The sequence below is a fragment of the Streptosporangium sp. NPDC050148 genome (assembly GCF_055586505.1).
In genome coordinates, this window is the sequence record NZ_JBVJIA010000025.1 from 116,174 (window position 1) to 136,841 (window position 20,668).

Consider the following 20,668-nt stretch of genomic DNA (forward strand, 5'->3'; position numbering starts at 1 on the left):
CGTTCGGTCATCGGGGTCTACAACGGCGTGCAGGCGGGCGAGACTACCTCCTGGACCACCCTCCGGTCGCCGGAGACCTCGTCGCCTTGGCTCACTGCTGGCCGGCCTGTTCGGGTGGATCTCCGTTCCCGGGGACGAACGAGATCGTCAACTGGTTCCGGCAACAACCTTGGCAGACCTCTCCCGCACCGACGCGGGATTTCCCGTATTGGAAAGCGGTCCGCGTCCCGCGGAGGCCGGGCCTCATCACCGTCTGCTGTGACCACATAAGCGCCAGACTACGGCTTTTTTTTGTTTGCTCCCAACGACTTGGGAAAGTCGCTGATTGCAGACCTATATTGAATAGACGTATCCTGCGGATGTATCGGTTCGATACATCGACGCGAGAGGTGGTGGTTTCAGTGGCCGGCGGACGAGGCGGCGTGCTGGAGCTGGCCGTGCTCGGGTCGCTGCACGAGACCCCGCTACACGGCTACGAGCTGCGCAAACGGCTCAACGCCCTGCTCGGCATGTTCCGGGCGTTCTCCTACGGCTCGCTCTACCCGTGCCTGCGCCAGCTCCTGAACGACGGGCTGATCATCGAGGACGGCGACGCCCCCGCGGCGTCCGCGTCCGGCGAGGCGCCCACCGTGCTCTCCGGGCGCCGGTCGAAGATCGTCTATCGGCTGACCGCCGAGGGCAAGGAGCGCCTGCAGGAGCTGCTCACCCAGGCGGGCCCGTCGGCCTGGGAGGACGAGAGCTTCGGCGTTCACTTCGCCTTCTTCAGGCACACCGAGGCGGAGGTCCGGCTGCGCATCCTGGAGGGCCGCCGCAGCCGGCTGGAGGAGCGGCTGGACGGCGTGCGCACGGCCCTGGCCCGCACGCGCGAGCGGCTGGACAGCTACACCCTCGAACTTCAGCGTCACGGCCTGGAGTCGGTCGAACGCGAAGTGCGCTGGTTGAACGAACTGATCGCCACCGAGCGGCGGGCCTCACCGCCGGAGGCCGAACGGCCTCCGGCGCCCGAAGAGTCGTTCCGGGCGCCCGCGCCCGGGACGGGCACGACGGGGCGGCATGCCGTCCCCGAAGAGAACTAGATCACCACACAGAACAAGGGGAGCGAGTGCCATGGGTTCGGTGCGCGTAGCCATTGTCGGGGTAGGCAACTGTGCCGCGTCGCTCGTGCAGGGCGTGCACTACTACCGGGACGCCGACCCCGGCGCCAGGGTGCCGGGCCTGATGCACGTGAAGTTCGGCGACTACCACGTCGGCGACGTGGAGTTCGTCGCGGCGTTCGACGTCGACGCCAAGAAGGTCGGGCGTGACCTGTCCGAGGCGATCGTGGCCTCGGAGAACAACACCATCAAGATCTGCGACGTGCCGCCGCTGGGCGTCACGGTGCAGCGCGGCCACACCTTCGACGGCCTGGGCGAGTACTACCGGGAGATGGTCGAGGAGTCCGACGACGCCCCGGTCGACGTCGTGCAGGTCCTGCGGGACGCCCGGGTGGACGTCCTGGTCTCCTACCTGCCGGTGGGCTCGGAGGATGCCGACCGCTTCTACGCCCAGTGCGCCCTCGACGCCAAGGTCGCCTTCGTCAACGCGCTGCCGGTGTTCATCGCCTCCGACCCCGTCTGGGCCCAGAAGTTCGTCGACGCCGGGGTGCCGATCGTCGGCGACGACATCAAGTCGCAGGTCGGCGCGACCATCACGCACCGCGTGATGGCCAAGCTGTTCGAGGACCGCGGGGTCGAGCTGCTGCGCACGTACCAGCTGAACTTCGGCGGGAACATGGACTTCATGAACATGCTGGAGCGCAAGCGCCTGCAGTCCAAGAAGATCTCCAAGACGCAGTCGGTCACCTCGCAGATCCCCCATGAGATGCGCAAGGCCGACGTGCACATCGGCCCGTCCGACCACGTGCCGTGGCTGGACGACCGCAAGTGGGCCTACGTGCGCCTGGAGGGCCGCTCCTTCGGCGACACCCCGCTCAACCTGGAGTACAAGCTGGAGGTCTGGGACTCCCCCAACTCCGCCGGCATCATCATCGACGCGGTCCGCGCCGCCAAGATCGCCCTCGACCGGGGGATCGCCGGCCCGATCCTGTCGGCCTCCTCGTACTTCATGAAGTCCCCGCCGGAGCAGTACTCCGACGACGAGGCCCGCGAGTACGTGGAGAGGTTCATCCGCGGCGAGGTCGAGCGCTGACCTCCGGCGAGACGTCCCGCCCCGGAACGGGGTGACGGACTCCGGCAGGCCCCCGGTCCGCGTGCGGACCGGGGGCCTGCCGCGTCAGCGGGCGGCGGGCGGCAGGTCGGCGGGGTCGGCGGACCGCCAGGTGAGCGGGTCGGCGCCGAGCTCGGCGAGCTGGGCGACCTGCTCCCGGCACCAGGGGGAGATCACCAGGTGCCCGCCGAGCACCCCGTCGGTGAACTCCTTCCACGGCATCCAGCGCACCTCCCCGACCTCGTCGGGGTTGGGCACCGCCTCGGCGTCGGCGAGCACCCGGTAGACCGGGCAGAGCTCCCGCTCGACGATGCCGTTCTCCATGACCGCGCGGTAGGAGAAGCGCGGCAGGAGCAGGTCGAGGCGGCCGCCCTCCAGGCCCAGCTCGTAGGAGAGCCTGCGGGTCACCGCCTCGGACAGCGGCTCGCCGGGCAGCGGGTGGCCGCAGCAGCTGTTGGTCCACGCCCCGGGCCAGGTGATCTTGTGCGCGGCGCGGCGGGAGAGCAGCACCCGGCCCCGCTCGTCGAACACGTAGCTGGAGAAGGCCAGATGGAGAGGAGTGTCCGGACCGTGCACCGTGGCCTTGGCCGCCGTGCCGATCGCGTTTCCGTCGGTGTCGACGAGCACGACGTGTTCATCAGGCGTCACTCGAACGAGGGTACGTGACCATGTCGGCCCACCGAGCCCGCACGTGGATACCTGGGGAAAGGTCGCGAATGTTCTCCGTACATTCAGGGATGTTCCCGATACCGGCCCTGAGGGACCGCACATAGGCTGAGCGCGTGTCCTTCGCATCCGATCTACGCGTGGTCCTGCAAGGCAGGGACTTCCGGAAGCTGTACGCGACCCGCCTGGTCTCGCAGTTCTCCGACGGGATCTTCCAGTTCGCGGTGATCGGGTTCGCCTTCTTCAGCCCGGAGAACAGCACGAGCGCGGGGGAGATCGCCGCGGGCCTGGCCGTGCTGCTGCTGCCGTACTCGATCCTGGGGCCCTTCGTCGGCGTGTTCATCGACCGCTGGTCACGGCGGCAGATCCTGGTCGTCGCCCCGCTGGTGCGCGGCGTGCTGCTGCTGGGAGCGGCGATCCTGGTCGCCGCGAACGCGCCGGACGGGGTCTTCTACGCCGCCGCGCTCGGCGTGCTCGGGGCGAACCGGTTCTTCCTGGCCGCGCTGGGGGCCTCGCTCCCGCACGTGGTGCCCGCCGACCGGCTGATGGTGGCCAACGCGGTCACCCCGACCTCCGGCACCGTGCTCACCTTCGTGGGGGTGGGCGCGGGCTTCCTGCTGCGCGGGCTCTTCGGCGCCGGCGACCGGGGCACGGTGGTGCTGCTGATCGCCTCGGGGATCGTCTCCGCGGTCACCGCGCTCATCGCCCTGACCATGGGCAGGCGGCTGCTCGGCCCCGCCTACGACCCCGACCGGCCGCAGACCCGCGAGGCCGTGCGCCACGTGCTGTCCGGCCTGGCCGACGGCGCCCGGCACATCGTGAGCCACCGGGCGGCCGCCGCGGCGATGGGCGCGATGGCCACCCACCGGTTCATGTACGGCATGTGCACGGCCATGCTCGTGCTGCTGTCGCGGTACTACTTCGCCGAGAACGCCGAGGACGCGCTGGCCGCGGCCTCCCTGGTGGTCGCCACCTCGGGGGTCGGCTACTTCATGGCCATCCTGGTCACGCCGTGGGCCACCGAGCGGTTCGGCATCGAGCGGTGGGTCCCGGCCATGCTGGTCACCGCCGGGGTGCTGACGCTGGCGCTCGGCGTGCCGTTCCAGCGGTGGGGGTTCGCGGTGGCGGGCTTCGTGCTGGGCATCGCCGGGCAGAGCGTGAAGATCTGCGCCGACACCGCCGTCCAGCGGGACCTGCGGGACGCCTACCTCGGCCGGGCCTTCTCCATCTACGACATGCTCTTCAACGGCAGCTACGTGCTGGCCGCCGCGCTGGCGGCGGCGCTGCTCCCGCCGGACGGCAGGTCCCTGACGGTGCTGCTGATCATCGCCGCGGGCTACGTCGGCGGCGCGGTGCTCTACCGGATCGTCACGCCGTCCCGGGCGCCCGAGCCGCTGCCGTCATCGCCGTCGTGAGACGACCGGCCCGGGCACCCCGGTCACCCGGGCACGCCGGTCAGGAGGTCACCCCGTTCTCCCGGGCCCACTCGCGCAGGGCCTCCTCGGCGGCCTGCCTGCCGATGACGCCACGGTCCAGGCGCATCTCCAGCAGGAACCGGTAGGCGCGGCCCACGGCCGGGCCCGGCGGCAGGCCGAGGACCCGCTGGATCTCGTTGCCGTCGAGCTCGGGACGGATCTTGCCGAGCTCCTCCTCCTCGGCCAGCCGGGCGATCCGCTCCTCCAGCTGGTCGTAGGTCGCCGACAGCGCCTGGGCCTTGCGCCGGTTGCGGGTGGTGCAGTCGGCCCGGGTGAGCTTGTGCAGCCGCTCCAGCAGGTGCCCGGCGTCGCGCACGTAGCGGCGCACCGCCGAGTCGGTCCACTCGCCCGAGCCGTACCCGTGGAAGCGCAGGTGCAGCTCCACCAGGCGGGAGACGTCGGCCACCACGTCCTTGGGGAACTTCAGCTCGGTCATCCGCTTCCTGGACAGCTGGGCGCCGACCACCTCGTGGTGGTGGAAGGAGACCCGCCCGCCCGGCTCGTGCCGCCGGGTCTTGGGCTTGCCCACGTCGTGCAGCAGCGCGGCCCAGCGCAGGATCCGGTCGGGACCGTTCTCCTCCAGGTCGATCGCCTGCTCCAGCACGATCAGCGAGTGCTCGTAGACGTCCTTGTGCCGGTGGTGCTCGTCGATCTCCAGGCGCAGACCGGGCAGCTCGGGCAGCACGTGCGCGGCCAGGCCGGTGTCGACCAGGAGCCTGAGCCCCTCGCGCGGGTGGTCGCCGCAGAGCAGCTTGTCCAGCTCGTCGCGGATGCGCTCGGCCGAGACGATGTCGATCCGGTCGGCCATGGTGCCCATCGCGGCCAGCGCCGCCGCGTCCACCGTGAAGCCGAGCTGGCTGGCGAACCGGGCGGCGCGCAGCATCCGCAGCGGGTCGTCGCCGAACGAGCGCTCCGGGGGGCCGGGGGTGCGCAGCACGCGGGCGTGCAGGTCGTCCAGGCCGCCGTAGGGGTCGACGAACTCGCGCGACGGCAGGCGCAGCGCCATCGCGTTGACCGCGAAGTCGCGCCGGGCCAGGTCGCCCTCGAGCGTGTCGCCGTAGGCCACCTCGGGTTTGCGCGACCTGGGGTCGTAGGACTCGCTGCGGTAGGTGGTGATCTCCAGCAGCCAGCCGCCCTTGCGGACGCCGACCGTGCCGAAGTCGATGCCGATCGTCCAGACGGAGTCGGCCCAGTCGCGGACGAGCTCCAGGACCGTCTCGGGCCTGGCGTCCGTGGTCAGGTCGAGATCGTTGCCGATCCTGCCCAGGAAGACGTCGCGTACCGAGCCTCCGACGAGGGCGATCCGGTAGCCCCGGGCGGCGAAGAGCTCGCCGAGCTCATCCGTCACAGGAGCGATCTTCCGGAACAGCTCGCTCATGCCGTGGCGCTGGCTCTGGGTCAGATTTGAAAGGGACAAGCCGGGTAGGTCCTTCGGTTACGGAACATGTTCCCCTGCGGAGATACACCTGGTGCGATCATCAGGTTACGGTCGGTCAGGAGAACCTCGGGGGCCGTGCGTCGAGGCAAGGAGCACACACATGAAGGATGCGCTCACGATCCACCGCTGGCTCCTCGCCCACCAGATCCATCATGAGATCGTACGCCTTCCTCGCGCGATGACATGTTCGGACGAACTGCCGGAGGTGCTGGCGGCCGATCCGGAGCTCTGCGTGGGGGTCACGGTCTTCGAGGTCACCACGCGGACCGACCGGGAGCCCGTGGCGGTCGTCGGCTCGGTCGGCACGCCCCCTCGCCCCGGCGTGATCGGCGGCCTGCTGAACGCCCGGCGGGTCCGCCCGGCCTCGGCCTTCACCGTCAACTCCGCCACCGACTACGCCGCCGGCCTGGTCTGCCCGCTGCTGCTCCCCCCTGCCCTGACCGTGCTGGTCGACGAGCGGCTGACCGGTGTCGCCACGCCCGTGTACGTACCCACCGGAGAGCGTCGTACGGCGCTGTCGATCCGGGCCGATCACCTGCTCAGACTGGTCGCGGGCAGGGTCGTCGACCTGACCCGGCCTGCTTCCCGGAGGGAGTCGGCGACCTTTCCCCTCGCCGGTTAGGCCATAGCATTGCGGTCGTGCGCCGTACTCGACCTCTGGCCGGAACGTGATCCACAAGGCCGCGCTGCTCGTCCTGCTCGCCACGCTGCTCATGCCCGCGGCCGTGGTCGTCCCGGGCACGGCGAACGCCCGGACGGCCTCGGTGAACCGCGCGGGGCTGCAGGTCGTGCTGGAGGCGATCGGCCCGGACGTCCCGCGTGACCCGACCACCGAGATCAAGATCTCCGGATCTCTGGTCAACTCGGGCAGCGAGCCGCTGACCGGGCTGCGCATCCAGCTGCGCTACTCGTCCCAGCCGTTCCTGCGGCGCGACGAGCTGACCGCCTACCAGTCGGGGCAGAGTCCCCCGCTGGGGGCGTACTGCTGCCAGAGCTACATCCAGGCCCCGATCGCGCCCGCGGGGAAGCTGCCGTGGGAGTTCGCCATCACCCCGGCGCGGCTCAGCCTCACCCGTTTCGGCGTCTACCCGGTCGTGGTCGAGGTGATCGACGCCCTCCAGCAGCAGGTCGCCGCCCTGCGCACCACCGTGACCTACATGCCGCGCGACGTCCGGGTCCCCCGCACCCGGCTCGCCGTGGTGCTGCCCGTCGTCGACCGGCCACGCCGCAGCGGCGACACCGTCTTCGCCGACGAGGGCCTGCCCGCGGCCATGGCCCCCGGCAAACGCCTGGGCGACCTGCTCACGATCGCCCAGGACACCGCGAAGGCCAAGGGGCTGACCTGGGTGGTCGACCCCGCCCTGCTCGACGACGCGCGCGCCCTGGGAAAGCCGCACTCGGCGCGGACCAAGGACCGCACCCAGCAGCGCCCGGCGAACCCGGAGGCCGCCCGGTGGCTGTCCGGCTTCCGCGACGCCGTCGCCGACCACCCGGTGGTGGCCACCCCGTACGGCGACCCCGACGTGCTCGCGCTCGCCCACAACGGCGTCGACGACCTCACCGCGACCGGGATCGAGGCGGCCCGGATCGTCTCCAAGGAGACCCTCGGCCGCGACGTGATCACCAACGTGAACTGGCCGGTCGACGGGATGGTCGACCACGACGGGCTGGACCTGCTGGCCACCGGCGGGGTCGGCACCGTGCTGCTGAACGCGCCGAACCTGCCGCCGGCGTCGCCCCCGGGCACCCCGCCCGGCACCGCCCCGGCCGTCACCCCGGACGCCTCGGCGACCCTGAACGGCGTCACCGGCCCGGTCACCGCGCTGGTCGCCGACGAGCCCCTGAGCGAGACCGTCGGCGCGGACACCTCCACCCCCGGCGCGGCCCTGGCCGGACGCCGGCGCTTCATCGCGGAGACGGCGATGATCGCCTCGGAGCCGGTGACCACGACCAGGACCGTGATCGCCGTACCGCACCGCCGCTGGGACCCCGAACCCGGGTACGTGACCGGCCTGCTGAAGACCGCCGCCGCCCTGCCCTGGCTGGCGCCGGTCACGCTGGACGCGGTCAAGCCCGCCAAGGGCGTCCCCGTCCCCCGTGCCGGGCTGACCTACACCGAGCAGGACCGGCGCCAGGAGCTGCCCAGGTCGTACATGACCGCCGTCAAGAAGGTCGGCGCCCGCGCCGACCTGACCGCCGCCGTCACGACCGCGGTGGACCTCGACGCCTTCGACCTCGCGATGCTGCGGCTGGTCTCCTCGGCCTGGCGCGGCCGGACCAACGCCGCGGCGCCGTACGTCGAGCAGGTCGGGGAGGCGGTCGACGGCCGGATCGCCATGGTCACCATCACCGGCAGCGAGCAGTCGCGGCTGCGCACCCTGGCCGGACGCGACGGCGACGTGCCGATCAGCGTGCGCAACCAGCTGGGCCGCGGCGACGCCGGCCGGGTGGTGGTCCGCCTGCGGGTGACCTCCGCCCAGCCCGAACTGCTTCGGATCGAGCCGTACGAGGACCGGATGGTGATCCAGGGCGGCCAGAACCAGACCGTCCGGATCCCGATGACCTCGACCACGGCCAGCGGCCAGACCACCGTGAGGGTCCAGCTCACCACCGACGACGGCCGCGCGTACGGCGAGCCGATCGAGTTGACCGTGCGCACCACCGGCTACACCGCGGTCGCGCTGGTCATCGTCGGGGCGGCCCTGGTGGTGATGCTGGCCGCCGTGGTGCTGCGCGTCCTGCGCCGGCGGGGAGGCCGCCGTCCCCCGGTCGCAGCGCCGGCGGAGCGCGAGCGCGAGCCGGCCGGCACGGAGTCGTGAGCGGTCCTGAGTCCTGAACGGCCCCGAGCGGTCCCGAACGATCCCCCGACAGCCCCCCGAACAGTCCTGAGCCCCCCGGCGGAGGAGAGCGCATGAGCAGGGTCCTGCGCGCGAGCGCGATCATGGCCGCGGGGACGATGGTCTCGCGCGTCACCGGTTTCGTCAGGACGGCGGTGCTCGCCGCGGCCATCGGCACCTTCGCGCTGGGCGACGCCTACAACGTGGCGTACACGATCCCGCTCGTCCTGTTCGACCTGCTCATCGGCGGGGTCCTGAGCAGCGTCGTGATCCCGATGATCGTCCGGCGGCAGCGCAGCGACCCCGACGGCGGCCGGGCCTACGAGCAGCGCCTGATGACGCTGGGCGTCCTCGCGCTGACCGTGCTGGCGCTGGTCGCGACGGCGCTGGCCGGCCCGCTGATCGGCCTCTACAGCACCGGCTGGAACGCCAGGAAGATCGAGGTCGCGGTCACCCTGGCGCACTACATCCTGCCGCAGATCGCCTTCTTCGGGATCGGCGCGATCGCGGGCGCGATCCTCAACACCCGCGACAGGTTCGCCGCGCCGATGTGGGCGCCGGTGCTCAACAACATCGTGATGATCGGCGTGGCGATCTTCTACTACGTGAAGCTCGGCGACGCGGGCACCGACGTGGACACGGTGAGCGACGGCGACCTGCTGCTGCTCGGGCTGGGCACCACCGCCGGCATCGTGGCGCAGTGCCTGGTGCTGGTCGTCTCGCTGCACCGGGTCGGCTTCCGCTTCCGGCCCCGGTTCGACCTGCGCGAGGCCGGGCTCGGCGAGATGGGCCGGACCGCGGTCTGGACGTTCGCCTACGTCGGCATCAGCCAGCTCGGTTTCCTGGTCACCACCAGGCTCGCCACGGGCGCGGGCGAGCGGGCGCCCGGCGCGGGCAACTCGGCCTACGCCTACGCCTACCAGTTCTTCCAGCTGCCGTACGGGATCATCGCGGTCTCGGTGATCACCGCCATGCTGCCCAGGATGAGCAGGTCGGTGAGCGAGGGAAGACCTGCGGAGATCGCCGGGGAGTTCGCCTCGGGGGTGCGGCTGGTGGCGGTGCTGCTGGTCCCGGCCGGGCTGCTGCTGATGGTGCTGGGCCCCGCGGTGACCGTGTTGATCTTCTCGTGGGGGAACATGACCGTCGACTCGGCGGTCCACATCGGCAACGTGCTGCAGATCTTCGGCCTGGCGCTGGTCCCGTTCTCCCTGTTCCAGCTGCTGCTGCGGGTCTTCTACGCCTTCGGCGACACCCGTACCCCGGCCTTCCTGGCCCTGGGGAACGTGGCGGTGAACGCCTCGCTCAGCCTGGTGGCGTACCACGTCCTGCCCGCCCGCTACGTGGTGATGGGCCTGGCGGCGGCGTTCACCGTCGCCTACGTGGTGGGCACCGCGGTCGCCTGGACGCTGGCCGCCCGCCGGGTCGGGGGGCTGGGAGGGCGCGAAGTGGCCGCCGGGCTGTCCCGGATGTACCTGGCCGCGCTCCCGGCGGCCGGTCTCGCGCTCGGCGTGCTCTGGCTCACCAGGGAACTCACCGGACTGAACGCGCTCAGCTCCGCCATCATGCTGGCGGTGGGCGGCGGACTCGGTATGGTTCTTTACTTGGCGATCGCCCACCGGATGCGCATCCCCGAAGTGAGTTCGATCGTTGGAATGGTGGCAGGACGGGTAGGCCGGTAAGCCAAAGGCTTGTCTCAAACGTCTGACAAGGCGAACACGGGCGGAACCGGTGCGGGACTACCATGGTGCGACGCGTGTGGTGACATGCGGCTAATGGAAGCAGGAGGGCGTGGGCGGATCCACCCAGCATCGCGTGATGTGTCGTGACGTGCCGACCTGGCGTGGTGCCGTCGTGCTCTCGGATGCGGGGCAGGTATGAGCTCACCCACGGTCGAGCCCGGCACCAAGCTTGCCGAGCGTTTCCGCCTTGAGGACCGCGTCCACGAGGCGGGCGGGGCCACGCTGTGGAAGGCCATCGACGAGGTGCTCGCCCGGCCCGTCGCCGTCCACACCTTCGACGCCGACTTCCCCCGCCTGAACGAGGTCGTCACGGCGGCCCGGGTGGCCAGCCGGCTGACCGACCCCCGCCTGACCCAGGTCTTCGACGCGACCGAGGACGACGGCCACTCCTACGTGGTCAGCGAGTGGGTGAGCGGTGAGACCTTCGGCGACATGATCGCCGGTGGCCCGCTCGACCCGGAGCGGGCCGCCGCGATGGTCGCCGAGGCCGCCGAGGCCATGGCCCACGCGCACGAGGCGAACCTCGCCCACCTGTGCCTGACCCCCGAGCAGCTGGTGTGGACGGCGGGCGGCACGGTCAAGCTGCTGGGCCTCGGGGTGGACGCGGTCCTGAACGACGTGACCAGCGACGATCCGGCCCGCTCCGACACCGAGGGCCTGGGCCGGCTGCTGTACGCCGGGCTCACCGGCCACTGGCCCGGGGACGAGCGCGACGGCGGCGGGCTTCCCGTGGCGCCCATGGGCGACGGGCACTTCTGCACGCCCCGCCAGGTCACCGCGGGCGTTCCCGGCTACCTCGACGCCATCGTCTGCCGGGCGATCCTGCCGGAGACCCGGCGCTCGCTGGAGCCGCTGACCACACCGGCCGACTTCGCCGAGGCCCTGGCCTCGGTGGCCAGGCCCAGCCCGATGCCGATGCCGGCCCCGATGCCCATGACCTCGCTGCCGGTGGCGGCCTCCCGCTCCGAGGGCGTCGAGACCGAGGCGCCCCGCCACCACGCGCCGCCCCCGCAGCACCATCACCGGCCGCAGCACCACCAGGGCTCCCGCCCCGCCGGTGGCGGGATGCTCAACAAGGTCGCCATGACCGTGGTCGTGCTGCTGGTGATGGTGGCCGTCGGGCTGGGCGCCTGGACGCTGGGCCGCAGCATCGGCAACGCGGGCACCCCGTCCCCCGGTGAGCGCAGCACCACGCCCACGCCGACCACGGCCGCCGCCACCCGGGAGGTGAAGCCCTCTGCGGTCATCGGCTTCGACCCGCTGGGCGACCGGGAGGAGGGCAGCAGGTGGACCTCGGGCGCGGTCGACGGGAAGGAGTCCACCGACTGGCACTCCGAGACCTACGACTCCGCCGACTTCGGGCGGCTCAAGAAGGGCGTCGGCCTGCTCCTGGACCTGGGGAAGAGCGTCCCGGTCAAGCAGGTCTCGGTCGACTTCGGCGACACCTCGGGCGGCGCCGCGGAGCTGCGGATCGGCGACTCGGCCGAGCTGGGCTCCCTGAGCGTGGTCGAGAAGTTCAGCGGGCTCTCGGGCAAGAAGACGTTCACCGCCCCGGCCCCGAAGAAGGGCCGCTACGTGCTCGTCTGGTTCACCGAGATGCCCTCGTCCGCCGAGGGGTACCGCGGCCAGGTGGTGGAGGCGAAGGTTCTCGCGACCAAGTGACATCAGCTGATTCGATCTGTTTTAACCGTCTTCTTGCAGATCTTCGATGAATCCATGGCACCATCTATCCCGTAGTGGTGTTCTCCCCGGATCGGCAGCAGGACTCTCCTTGTGAATTCCCCACCAGACACCCCGCCGGCGGCGGATGAGCAGACGGCAAAGGCCCCCGTGCCCGACGCCGAGCTGCTCACCCGGCACATCGCCGGTGATCCGCACGCCTTCAGCGAGATCGTCAAGCGACATCGGGACCGCATGTGGGCCGTCGCCCTGCGCACGCTGGGCGACCCCGACGAAGCGGCCGATGCCGTTCAGGACGCCTTCGTCTCGGCCTATCGCAAGGCCGGGACCTTCCGCGGCGAGGCGGCGGTGACCACGTGGCTGCACCGGATCGTGGTCAACGCCTGCCTGGACCGCATGCGCAGGAAATCGGTGCGCCCGGTGGCCGACGACGAGCTCGTCGAGGCCGCGGAGCGCGAGACCCCCGTGCTCGACCAGACGTCCGAGCGCGAGGTGTCCATGGAGGTGTCGGCGGCCCTGAAGCTGCTGCCCTCCGACCAGCGCGCCGCGCTGGTGCTCGTGGACATGATGGGTTACTCGGTCGAAGACGCGGCCCAGGTCCTGGAGGTGCCGAGCGGCACGGTGAAGAGCCGATGCGCGCGCGGCCGGGCGAAGCTCGCCCCGATTCTTTCCCATTTGCGGAACCGATCGGACCTGACCCGCGTCTCATCCGCGAAGGGAGCAGAACTTCGTGACGGCTGATACGCACTACGACTTGGAGATCTTGGCCGAACTGGCCGAGGGGCTCCTCGACGACACCACGGCCATGCGGGTACGCGAGCATCTCGCGATCTGCGATCCGTGTGGCGAAAGCCTGGCCGACCTGGCGGCGGTCCGCGAGATGCTCGCGGCGACGCCCACACCGGCGATGCCGATGGGAGTCGCGCTGAGGATCGACCGCGCGCTGGCCGCCGAGGCAGAGAGCTTCCGTGGAGGTGGAGTGGGGCTGGTGGAGGCACCGGCCTGGGACGACATCATGCGCGACGCGCCGTGGGAGACGACGACCTCGTCCGAACCGGCGCCCTGGGAGAGCGTTCCCGCCGCCCAGCAGGAGGCGGCACCCGAGCCCGTGCGGCTGGGAGTCGTCGGCGACGACGGCACCGTGACCCCCGTGGTCCCGGCCAGGCGGCGCGCGAGCCGGCCACGCCGCTGGGCGATGCCCGCGGTGGCGGCGGGCGCCGCGGCCGCGGTGATCGGCGCGACCGCGCTGGCGACCGGGACGCTCACCGCGTCCGACCCCACCGGACCTGCGGTGCCCCCGCCCGTCGCGGCGGACAGGGGCGGGTACACGCTGACCGAGAGCAACTACAACTACACCGACGCCGAACTGCGGGGTTCGCTGCTCGACTACATCGGCCCGGCGACCATCCTCGGGACCGGGGGCAAGTCCGGGATCGACAGGTGCGTCAAGCAGGTCTCCGCCAAGGTCGGCACGTCGCCCTTCGCCGTGGACCAGGCCCTCTACAACGGCCAGGAGGCCAACATCCTGCTGTTCTGGAAGGACAAGGCCAGGAACAGGGTGAGCGTCCACGTGGTGGGACCGCAGTGCGACGTGGTGAGGAAGCCCGGTCTCGCCCGCTGGAGGTGACCGGCGCCACAGCGGCCTGACACCGGCACACAGGGGCGCACGAGGTGGCGCGAGGTCCCCGGCGGCGGATGATCCACCGCCCGGACCGAGGTTTCACGCGGGGCCCGGTACGGATTCGATCCGTACCGGGCCCCGCCGGTTTTCACCGACCGGCCCGTCCGGCGCACCGGGCGGGAATCACCGGCGCCTAGGATCTGTTGACGCCGGTGGCAACGACACAGGGAGAGGCGCGAGTACTGATGGACGTCCGGAATGTGATCATCATCGGATCGGGTCCCGCCGGCTACACGGCGGCGGTGTACTCCGCGCGTGCCGAGCTGAAGCCCCTGGTCTTCGAGGGGTCGGTCACCGCGGGCGGCGCCCTGATGAACACCACCGAGGTGGAGAACTTCCCCGGCTTCCCCGACGGCATCATGGGGCCCGACCTGATGGACGGGCTGCGCAAGCAGGCCGACCGGTTCGGTGCCGAGCTGATCGCCGACGACGTCGTCGAGGTCGACCTGACCGCCGACCCCAAGGTCGTCAAGACCGCCACCGACACCTACCTCGCCAGGTCCGTCATCCTGGCCACCGGCTCCGGCTACCGGGAGCTGGGGGTGCCGAACGAGAAGCGGCTGTCCGGCCACGGCGTCTCCTGGTGTGCCACCTGTGACGGCTTCTTCTTCCGCGGCCAGGACATCGTGGTCGTGGGCGGCGGCGACACCGCCATGGAGGAGGCCATCTTCCTCACCCGCTTCGCCTCCTCGGTCACCGTCGTGCACCGTCGTGACGAGCTGCGCGCCAGCAAGATCATGCAGGACCGCGCGTTCGCGAACGAGAAGATCCGCTTCCTCTGGGACAGCGAGGTGGTGGACGTGCTGGGCGAGAACAAGGTGAGCGGGGTGCGGGTGCGCAACCTCAAGACCGGCGCGGAGACCGACCTGGCCGCCACCGGCCTGTTCATCGCGATCGGCCACGACCCCCGCAACGAGCTCTTCAAGGGCCAGGTGGAGCTGGACGACGAGGGCTACGTCAAGGTCGAGGCCCCCACGACCCGTACCAACCTGGACGGCGTCTTCGCCGCGGGCGACGTCGTCGACCACATCTACCGTCAGGCGATCACCGCCGCGGGCACCGGCTGTGCCGCGTCGCTCGACTCCGAGCGCTGGCTGGCCGAGCGCGGCCACGCCTGACACCGGTCCGCGGCACCGGCCGGTTCGACGGCCCCACGTAGTGAGCGGCCCCACGTAGTTACAGGTAGTGCAGTAGTACCGGGAGCAAGGGAGAGCAGGAGCCTTGGGCAGCATCAAGAACGTGACCGACGCCAGCTTCGACGCCGACGTCCTCAAGAGCGACAAGCCCGTCATCGTCGACTTCTGGGCCGAGTGGTGCGGCCCGTGCCGGCAGGTCGCGCCGATCCTCGAGGAGATCGCCGGGGAGCAGGCCGAGAAGCTGACCGTCGTCAAGCTGAACGTCGACGAGAACCCGACAACGGCGAGCAATTACGGCGTACTCCAGATTCCCACCCTGAACGTCTATAAGAACGGAGAGGTCGTGAAGCAGATCATCGGCGCCAAGCCGAAGGCCATGCTGCTTCGCGAGCTCGAGGGCATCATCTAGGCCCCCTGCGGCAGGCGGCTCCCCACGGCCACCGCCGTATCACCCGCTTCCGAGCGGCACACCCACCCACAGGAAGGCCCCCCGTCCCACGCGGGGGGCCTTCCCATGTCCGGGCCTCTCGTGGCCCCTCGTGGCCCCGACGAACACGGCCCACCGGGCCCTCCCGCGGAAGGCCGGACGTCGTCGCGGATCGAGCAGCGTCCTTCAGCACCCGGACGGGACCCGGGACGGGGCCCAGAGGGCTCTCAGACGGGTCGCAGGGCCCTCTCCGGGCTCATGGACCCCAGCAGCCTCTCCAGTGCCACCTCGACGTCCTCACGCCACGAGACGGCGTTCTTGAGCTCCAGCCGCAGGCGCGGGAAGCGCAGATGCGGCCGTACCGTCTTGAACCCCACGGACAGCAGGTAGTCGGCGGGCATCAGGCACGCGCCCGGCTGCTCCCACTTCAGGTCGCCGAACGCCTCGATCGCCCGTACGCCGCGCCGGGTCAGGTCCTTGGCCACGCCCTGGACCAGCATCCGGCCCAGGCCGCCGCCGGAGAACTCCGGGATGATGTGCGCGGTCATCAGCAGCACCGCGTCCGCGCTGACCGGCGAGGTCGGGAAGGCCACCGCGCGGGGCACGTAGTGCGGCGGCGCGTACAGCACGAAGCCGGCCGCCACCCCGTCCACGTAGACGATCTTCCCGCAGCTTCCCCACTCCAGCAGGGTGGAGGAGATCCAGGCCTCCTTCTCCAGCCCGGGGTCCCCCGCCTTCACGGCGCGTTCGGCGTTGACCGGATCCAGTTCCCAGAAGACGCACCGGCGGCAGCGGCGCGGCAGGTCGTCGAGATTGTCGAGGGTGACGTTTGCCAGCCGACGCGACACCTGTTGGCCCCAATCCTGGCGAGACGAGTGCAAGCCATGGCGAAAAACGCGCGAAAACGGCGTCCTCAGCTGGCATCGTAGCCCAGTGCGGGTCCTGGTTTCAGGAGGTCCAGTCCCCACACGCAGACGACTACAACCCCTGACGTAACCTGGTTTCTCAAGCATGAGCCCTTTTGTGCTCCAACAACCTAGGAGGTGGACCGTGCCCCAGAACAAAGATCACGGTCAGGCCATCGCCCCCGCCCAGGGGTCGCGCATCGACTCCTACGTCGACCGCTACGCGGCCCGCGCAACCGGGATGGTCGCCTCCGAGATCCGAGCTCTCTTCTCCGTCGCGTCGAGGCCCGAGGTGGTCTCGCTCGCCGGCGGAATGCCCTACGTCACCGCCCTGCCCCTGGACGTCGTCGGGGAGCTGGTCGCCGACCTGATCGCCCGGCGCGGCCCGGTCGCGCTGCAGTACGGCTCCGGCCAGGGCGACCCGCACCTGCGCGAGCAGATCTGCGACGTCATGCGGATGGAGGGCATCGAGGCCAACTCCGACGACGTCGTGGTGACCGTCGGCTCCCAGCAGGCCCTGGATCTGATCACGCGCATCTTCATCGACCCGGGTGACGTGGTGCTCGCCGAGGGGCCCTCCTACGTCGGGGCGCTCGGCACCTTCGCCGCCTACCAGGCCAAGGTCATCCACATCGCCATGGACTCCGAGGGGATCGTCCCCGAGTCGCTGGCCCAGACCGTCTACGCGCTGAAGAGCGCCGGCAACCGGATCAAGTTCCTCTACACGATCCCCACCTTCCAGAACCCCGCCGGGGTCACCCTCAGCGCCGAGCGCCGGCAGCAGGTCCTGGAGATCTGCCAGCGGGCCGACGTGCTGATCGTCGAGGACAACCCGTACGGCATGCTCGGCTTCGACGGCGAGCCCATGCGGACGCTGCGCGCCGACAACGCCGACGGCGTGGTCTACCTCGGCTCGTTCTCCAAGACGCTGGCCCCGGGCTTCCGGGTCGGCTGGGCGCTCGCCCCGCACGCCATCCGGGAGAAGCTGGTGCTGGCGATGGAGTCCGCGGTGCTGTCGCACTCCTCCTTCACCCAGCTCGCCGTCGGCCAGTACCTGGCCACGCAGCCCTGGCGCGAGCAGATCAAGACGTTCAGGGAGCTGTACCGCGAGCGACGCGACACCATGCTCTCCTCGCTGGAGGCCCAGATGCCCGCGGGCGTCACCTGGACCCGTCCGGCGGGCGGGTTCTTCGTCTGGGCGACCCTGCCGGAGGGGCTGGACTCCAAGGCCCTCCTGCCCCGGGCCGTCGCCGAGCGGGTGGCCTTCGTGCCGGGGACCGGGTTCTTCTCCGACGGCAGCGGGGCGCGGCACATGCGGCTCTCCTACTGCTATCCGGAGCCGGACCGCATCCGCGAGGGCGTCCGCCGCCTGGCCGGGGTGATCGAGCAGGAGCTCCGCCTGCGCGACACGTTCGGCACCGGGTCTTCCCCGGAACGGGCCGGGGTCGACACCCCCGCACCCGACCTCGCCTGACCCCGGGGCCGGCCGGGCCCGCTCGCCGTCGCGGTCCGGGCGATCCCGTCCGTTCCCGCCTCCGGTACTCGTCCGGGCGCCGGTGACCATGTCCCGGTGCTCGTCCCGGCGCCGGTGACCACGTCCGGGTGGTTCCTGGCGCCGGTGACCACGTCCGCCTCCGCGTCGCGCGGTCGTGCCGGTCCCTGCGGCACGCCCGCGCCCTCGTGCCCGGCGGGCGTTCCTCACCGGGTGCCGGTGACGGTCGCCGGGGACGCCTCGCGCCTGTGGGCACCGGCGGCACGAGCTCTCCCCGCCGGTGCCGTACGGTGACCTTCTGCGCCGGTGCGCGGTGGTCCCCCTCGCCGCCGGCCCGGTGACGAGGGGGACCACCGTTCACACCTGACGGTCCGGTCGTCGTCGCCACCGGAGACGTCACCGATCCGTGCGGCACCGCGCCGCGTTTCTCCCCGGCCCGAGGCCGGGGTCTGGACGCTGGAGGTAACTGATGAGTGATCTGGGCCACGTGCTCGTCCTGGCGGGCGGCCTCTCCTACGAGCGGGAGGTCTCGCTGCGCTCCGGCCGCCGGGTGAGCGAGGTGCTCCGGGGGGCGGGCATCTCCGTGGAGACCAGGGACACGGACGCGTCGCTGGTGCCCGCCGTGCTCGCCGACCCGCCGGACGCGGTCTTCGTGACCCTGCACGGCGGCGCGGGGGAGGACGGCGCCATCCGCTCGGTGCTGGAACTCCTCTCCATCCCGTACGTGGGCGCCGGTCCCGACGCCTGCCGGGTCGCCTACGACAAGCCCACCGCCAAGACGGTCGTACGCTCCGTCGGGCTGCGGACCCCGGCGTCGGTGACCCTGCCCAAGGAGACCTTCCACGACCTCGGCGCCTCCGCCGTGCTGGCCCGCATCGTGGACCGGCTCGGCCTGCCGCTCTTCGTCAAGCCGTCCCGTGGCGGGTCGGCGCTCGGCGCCTCGGTCGTCCGCTCCGCCGAGGAGCTTCCCGCGGCCATGGTGGGCTGCTTCGCGTACGGCGACACCGCGCTGATCGAGCGCTGCATCGAGGGGGTCGAGGTCGCCGTCTCCGTGGTCGACCTCGGGGACGGGCCCGTGGCCCTGCCCCCGGTGGAGATCGTCCCCAACGAGGGGGTGTACGACTACGCGGCCCGCTACACCGCCGGGCACACGGAGTTCTTCGCCCCGGCCCGCCTCTCGCCCGAGGCGTCGGCGGCCTGTGCGGAGATGGCCGTGACCGCGCACACCGCCCTCGGTCTCCGGGACGTCTCCCGCACCGACCTGATCGTCGACGCCGACGGGCTGCCGCACTTCCTGGAGGTCAACGTCGCCCCCGGTATGACCGAGACCTCCCTGCTGCCCATGGCCGCCGAGGCGGCCGGGGACGACCTGGGGACCCTCTGCCGGGTCCTGCTGGAGCAGGCCGCGGCCCGCGGCGCCTGATCGCCTGCCCGTCCGTCCCTCGGCCGGTCGCCGATGACCCTGTCACGTGGAACCGGCCGGTCGTGTCACGTGGAACCGGCCCGGTTTCCGGTCGGTTCCGGTTCCGGTCGATTCGGGCTCCGGTCAGCTAGGGTTCCGGTCGGTTCGGGCCTCGCCGGGCCATGGCTCTTGCCGGGCCTTACTGGGCCTTGCCGGGGAGGGCGACGGCCGGGGGTGGAAAGCAGGGCCTTCGGTCACGGCGTAGGGGGTGACATCTGGACGCGCGAGGCATGGCGATCCGGTCTCCCCCTACGCTGGCCGTGTGCAGACCTCCACCTCATTCCCCAAGAGCTTCGCCAGCGACAACCACACGGGCGTGCACCCCGCGGTTCTCTCCGCCATCTTCGACGCGAACGCCGGGGACGCTCCCGCGTACGGCGGGGACCCCTGGACCGCCGCGATGGAAGAGGCCTTCCGCGGCGCGTTCGGCCCTCAGGCGACCACCTACCCGATGTTCAACGGCACCGGTGCCAACGTCGTGGGCCTCGGGCTCGCCCTCCGCCCGTACGACGCGGTGCTCTGCCCCGCCACCGCCCACATCAACACCAACGAGGGCGGCGCCCCCGAGCGCGTGCTGGGCTGCAAGCTGATCCCCGTCCCCACGACGGACGGCAAGATCTCCCCCGATGACCTCCGGGGCGAGCTGGCGGCGGTGGGCAACACCCAGCACTCCCAGCCCCGCGTCATCTCCATCTCACAGGTGACCGAGTGCGGCACCTGCTACACCCCGGAGGAGATCGAGCGGCTCGCCGAGTTCGCGCACGAGCACGGCCTCTTCCTTCACATGGACGGCGCCAGGTTGGCCAATGCGGCGGCGGAGCTGGGCTGCTCGCTCCGCTCCCTCACCGCGGACGTGGGCGTGGACCTCCTCAGCTTCGGGGGCACCAAGAACGGCGCCATGGGAGCCGAGGCGCTCGTGATCCTCCGGCCGGAGCTGGACGCCTCGGCGCCGTTCCTCCGCAAGCAGGGCATGCAGCTGGCCTCCAAGATGCGTTTCGTCTCCGTCCAGCTCACCGCTCTCCTCACCGACGAGCTCTGGCGCGACAACGCCGCTCACGCCAACGCCATGGCCCACCGGCTGGCCGAGGGGATCGCGGATCTTCCCGGCGTCTCGCTCCGCTACCCCGTGCAGTCCAACGCCGTCTTCCCGATCCTCCCGGAGAAGGTCATCGCGGAGCTGATGCAGCGCCACCTCTTCCACGTCTGGGACGCCGCCGAGAACGTGGTCCGCTGGGTGACCGCCTTCGACACCACCCCCGAGCACATCGACACCTTCGTCGCCGACATCAGGCTCGCCGTCCAGGGAGCCGCTCGTTCGTGAGCCGTCAGGGCTCAGGGGGTCCCGGGTCTTCACGGGGTCCTGGGCATCAGGGAGGTCCTGGGTCTTCGGAGGGTTCTGGTCTTCGCAAGGTCCTGGGTCTTCGGGAGTCCTAGGGCGTGTCGTCAAAGTGGTTGGGAATCGTGCAGTATGTAAGACGTGGTGCGACGCTATGAGCTGACGGACGCCGAGTGGCAGGCGCTGGAG

At 71.1% G+C, this 20,668-nt stretch carries 17 protein-coding genes; 14 read left to right on the top strand and 3 right to left on the bottom strand.

Annotation, left to right across the window (positions count from 1 at the left end; genetic code table 11):
- Window positions 1–401 precede the first annotated feature (401 nt).
- Both ACZ6RT_RS26530 and ACZ6RT_RS26535 read left to right on the top strand, forming a co-directional pair.
- On the top strand, window positions 402–1,076 hold the full coding sequence (locus ACZ6RT_RS26530; RefSeq protein ID WP_399190288.1) for a PadR family transcriptional regulator: 675 nt from the start codon (window positions 402–404) through the stop codon (window positions 1,074–1,076).
- 31 nt (window positions 1,077–1,107) lie between these two features.
- Window positions 1,108–2,187, top strand: coding sequence for an inositol-3-phosphate synthase (locus tag ACZ6RT_RS26535; RefSeq protein WP_399190290.1), 1,080 nt, complete (start codon window positions 1,108–1,110; stop codon window positions 2,185–2,187).
- Window positions 2,188–2,271: 84 nt separating this feature from the next.
- On the opposite strand, the gene idi is transcribed toward ACZ6RT_RS26535, so the two are convergent.
- Window positions 2,272–2,853: an isopentenyl-diphosphate Delta-isomerase gene (gene idi / locus ACZ6RT_RS26540; RefSeq protein WP_470156814.1), complete on the bottom strand. Its 582-nt coding sequence runs from the start codon at window positions 2,851–2,853 to the stop codon at window positions 2,272–2,274.
- A gap of 134 nt (window positions 2,854–2,987) precedes the next feature.
- Between idi and ACZ6RT_RS26545 the strand changes: the two genes are divergently transcribed.
- Window positions 2,988–4,286 (top strand): MFS transporter, encoded by a 1,299-nt coding sequence (locus ACZ6RT_RS26545; protein WP_399190294.1) that lies wholly within the window; start codon window positions 2,988–2,990, stop codon window positions 4,284–4,286.
- A gap of 40 nt (window positions 4,287–4,326) precedes the next feature.
- Here ACZ6RT_RS26545 and ACZ6RT_RS26550 read toward each other — a convergent pair whose 3' ends face one another.
- A complete protein-coding gene (locus ACZ6RT_RS26550) occupies window positions 4,327–5,724 on the bottom strand; it encodes a CCA tRNA nucleotidyltransferase (RefSeq protein ID WP_399190624.1) in 1,398 nt (465 codons plus the stop codon).
- A gap of 160 nt (window positions 5,725–5,884) precedes the next feature.
- On the opposite strand from ACZ6RT_RS26550, the gene ACZ6RT_RS26555 reads away from it, so the two are divergent.
- The 8 genes from ACZ6RT_RS26555 to trxA all read left to right on the top strand — a co-directional run bounded on the left by ACZ6RT_RS26555 (window position 5,885) and on the right by trxA (window position 15,266).
- Complete coding sequence (locus ACZ6RT_RS26555; protein WP_399190296.1) at window positions 5,885–6,406, top strand: aminoacyl-tRNA deacylase; 522 nt, start codon at window positions 5,885–5,887, stop codon at window positions 6,404–6,406.
- A 46-nt stretch (window positions 6,407–6,452) separates the two neighbouring features.
- Entirely contained in the window at window positions 6,453–8,603 is a 2,151-nt protein-coding gene (locus ACZ6RT_RS26560; RefSeq protein WP_470156816.1) for a hypothetical protein, read from the top strand.
- 92 nt (window positions 8,604–8,695) lie between these two features.
- Complete coding sequence (murJ, locus tag ACZ6RT_RS26565; protein WP_470156818.1) at window positions 8,696–10,300, top strand: murein biosynthesis integral membrane protein MurJ; 1,605 nt, start codon at window positions 8,696–8,698, stop codon at window positions 10,298–10,300.
- Between the two features lie 195 nt (window positions 10,301–10,495).
- The gene (locus ACZ6RT_RS26570; protein ID WP_470156820.1) at window positions 10,496–12,022 is read left to right on the top strand and encodes a protein kinase family protein; all 1,527 of its coding nucleotides are present in this window, start codon (window positions 10,496–10,498) and stop codon (window positions 12,020–12,022) included.
- A gap of 168 nt (window positions 12,023–12,190) precedes the next feature.
- The gene (gene sigM / locus ACZ6RT_RS26575; RefSeq protein WP_399190304.1) at window positions 12,191–12,781 is read left to right on the top strand and encodes an RNA polymerase sigma factor SigM; all 591 of its coding nucleotides are present in this window, start codon (window positions 12,191–12,193) and stop codon (window positions 12,779–12,781) included.
- Window positions 12,771–13,667, top strand: coding sequence for a zf-HC2 domain-containing protein (locus ACZ6RT_RS26580; RefSeq protein WP_470156821.1), 897 nt, complete (start codon window positions 12,771–12,773; stop codon window positions 13,665–13,667). The genes sigM and ACZ6RT_RS26580 overlap by 11 nt, the downstream gene beginning before the upstream one ends.
- Window positions 13,668–13,903: 236 nt before the next feature.
- A complete protein-coding gene (trxB, locus tag ACZ6RT_RS26585; RefSeq protein ID WP_470156832.1) occupies window positions 13,904–14,839 on the top strand; it encodes a thioredoxin-disulfide reductase in 936 nt (311 codons plus the stop codon).
- 103 nt (window positions 14,840–14,942) lie between these two features.
- The gene (gene trxA / locus ACZ6RT_RS26590; RefSeq protein ID WP_344892423.1) at window positions 14,943–15,266 is read left to right on the top strand and encodes a thioredoxin; all 324 of its coding nucleotides are present in this window, start codon (window positions 14,943–14,945) and stop codon (window positions 15,264–15,266) included.
- 245 nt (window positions 15,267–15,511) lie between these two features.
- Here trxA and ACZ6RT_RS26595 read toward each other — a convergent pair whose 3' ends face one another.
- The gene (locus ACZ6RT_RS26595) at window positions 15,512–16,132 is read right to left on the bottom strand and encodes a GNAT family N-acetyltransferase (protein ID WP_399190308.1); all 621 of its coding nucleotides are present in this window, start codon (window positions 16,130–16,132) and stop codon (window positions 15,512–15,514) included.
- Between the two features lie 298 nt (window positions 16,133–16,430).
- On the opposite strand from ACZ6RT_RS26595, the gene ACZ6RT_RS26600 reads away from it, so the two are divergent.
- From ACZ6RT_RS26600 to ACZ6RT_RS26610, 3 genes are all read left to right on the top strand, one after another.
- Complete coding sequence (locus tag ACZ6RT_RS26600; protein WP_399190628.1) at window positions 16,431–17,663, top strand: PLP-dependent aminotransferase family protein; 1,233 nt, start codon at window positions 16,431–16,433, stop codon at window positions 17,661–17,663.
- Between the two features lie 487 nt (window positions 17,664–18,150).
- Window positions 18,151–19,104: a D-alanine--D-alanine ligase family protein gene (locus ACZ6RT_RS26605; protein WP_344892417.1), complete on the top strand. Its 954-nt coding sequence runs from the start codon at window positions 18,151–18,153 to the stop codon at window positions 19,102–19,104.
- A gap of 301 nt (window positions 19,105–19,405) precedes the next feature.
- The gene (locus ACZ6RT_RS26610; protein ID WP_470156824.1) at window positions 19,406–20,464 is read left to right on the top strand and encodes a threonine aldolase family protein; all 1,059 of its coding nucleotides are present in this window, start codon (window positions 19,406–19,408) and stop codon (window positions 20,462–20,464) included.
- The last annotated feature ends 204 nt before the right edge of the window (window positions 20,465–20,668 follow it).

Bases quoted from the DNA above. Each gene is read 5' to 3' on its own strand.
- ACZ6RT_RS26605 (WP_344892417.1), top strand. From the start codon at position 18,151: ATGAGTGATCTGGGCCACGTGCTCGTCCTGGCGGGCGGCCTCTCCTAC.
- ACZ6RT_RS26535 (WP_399190290.1), top strand. From the start codon at position 1,108: ATGGGTTCGGTGCGCGTAGCCATTGTCGGGGTAGGCAACTGTGCCGCG.
- ACZ6RT_RS26550 (WP_399190624.1), bottom strand. From the start codon at position 5,724: ATGAGCGAGCTGTTCCGGAAGATCGCTCCTGTGACGGATGAGCTCGGC.
- ACZ6RT_RS26600 (WP_399190628.1), top strand. From the start codon at position 16,431: ATGGTCGCCTCCGAGATCCGAGCTCTCTTCTCCGTCGCGTCGAGGCCC.
- murJ (WP_470156818.1), top strand. From the start codon at position 8,696: ATGAGCAGGGTCCTGCGCGCGAGCGCGATCATGGCCGCGGGGACGATG.
- ACZ6RT_RS26570 (WP_470156820.1), top strand. From the start codon at position 10,496: ATGAGCTCACCCACGGTCGAGCCCGGCACCAAGCTTGCCGAGCGTTTC.
- ACZ6RT_RS26555 (WP_399190296.1), top strand. From the start codon at position 5,885: ATGAAGGATGCGCTCACGATCCACCGCTGGCTCCTCGCCCACCAGATC.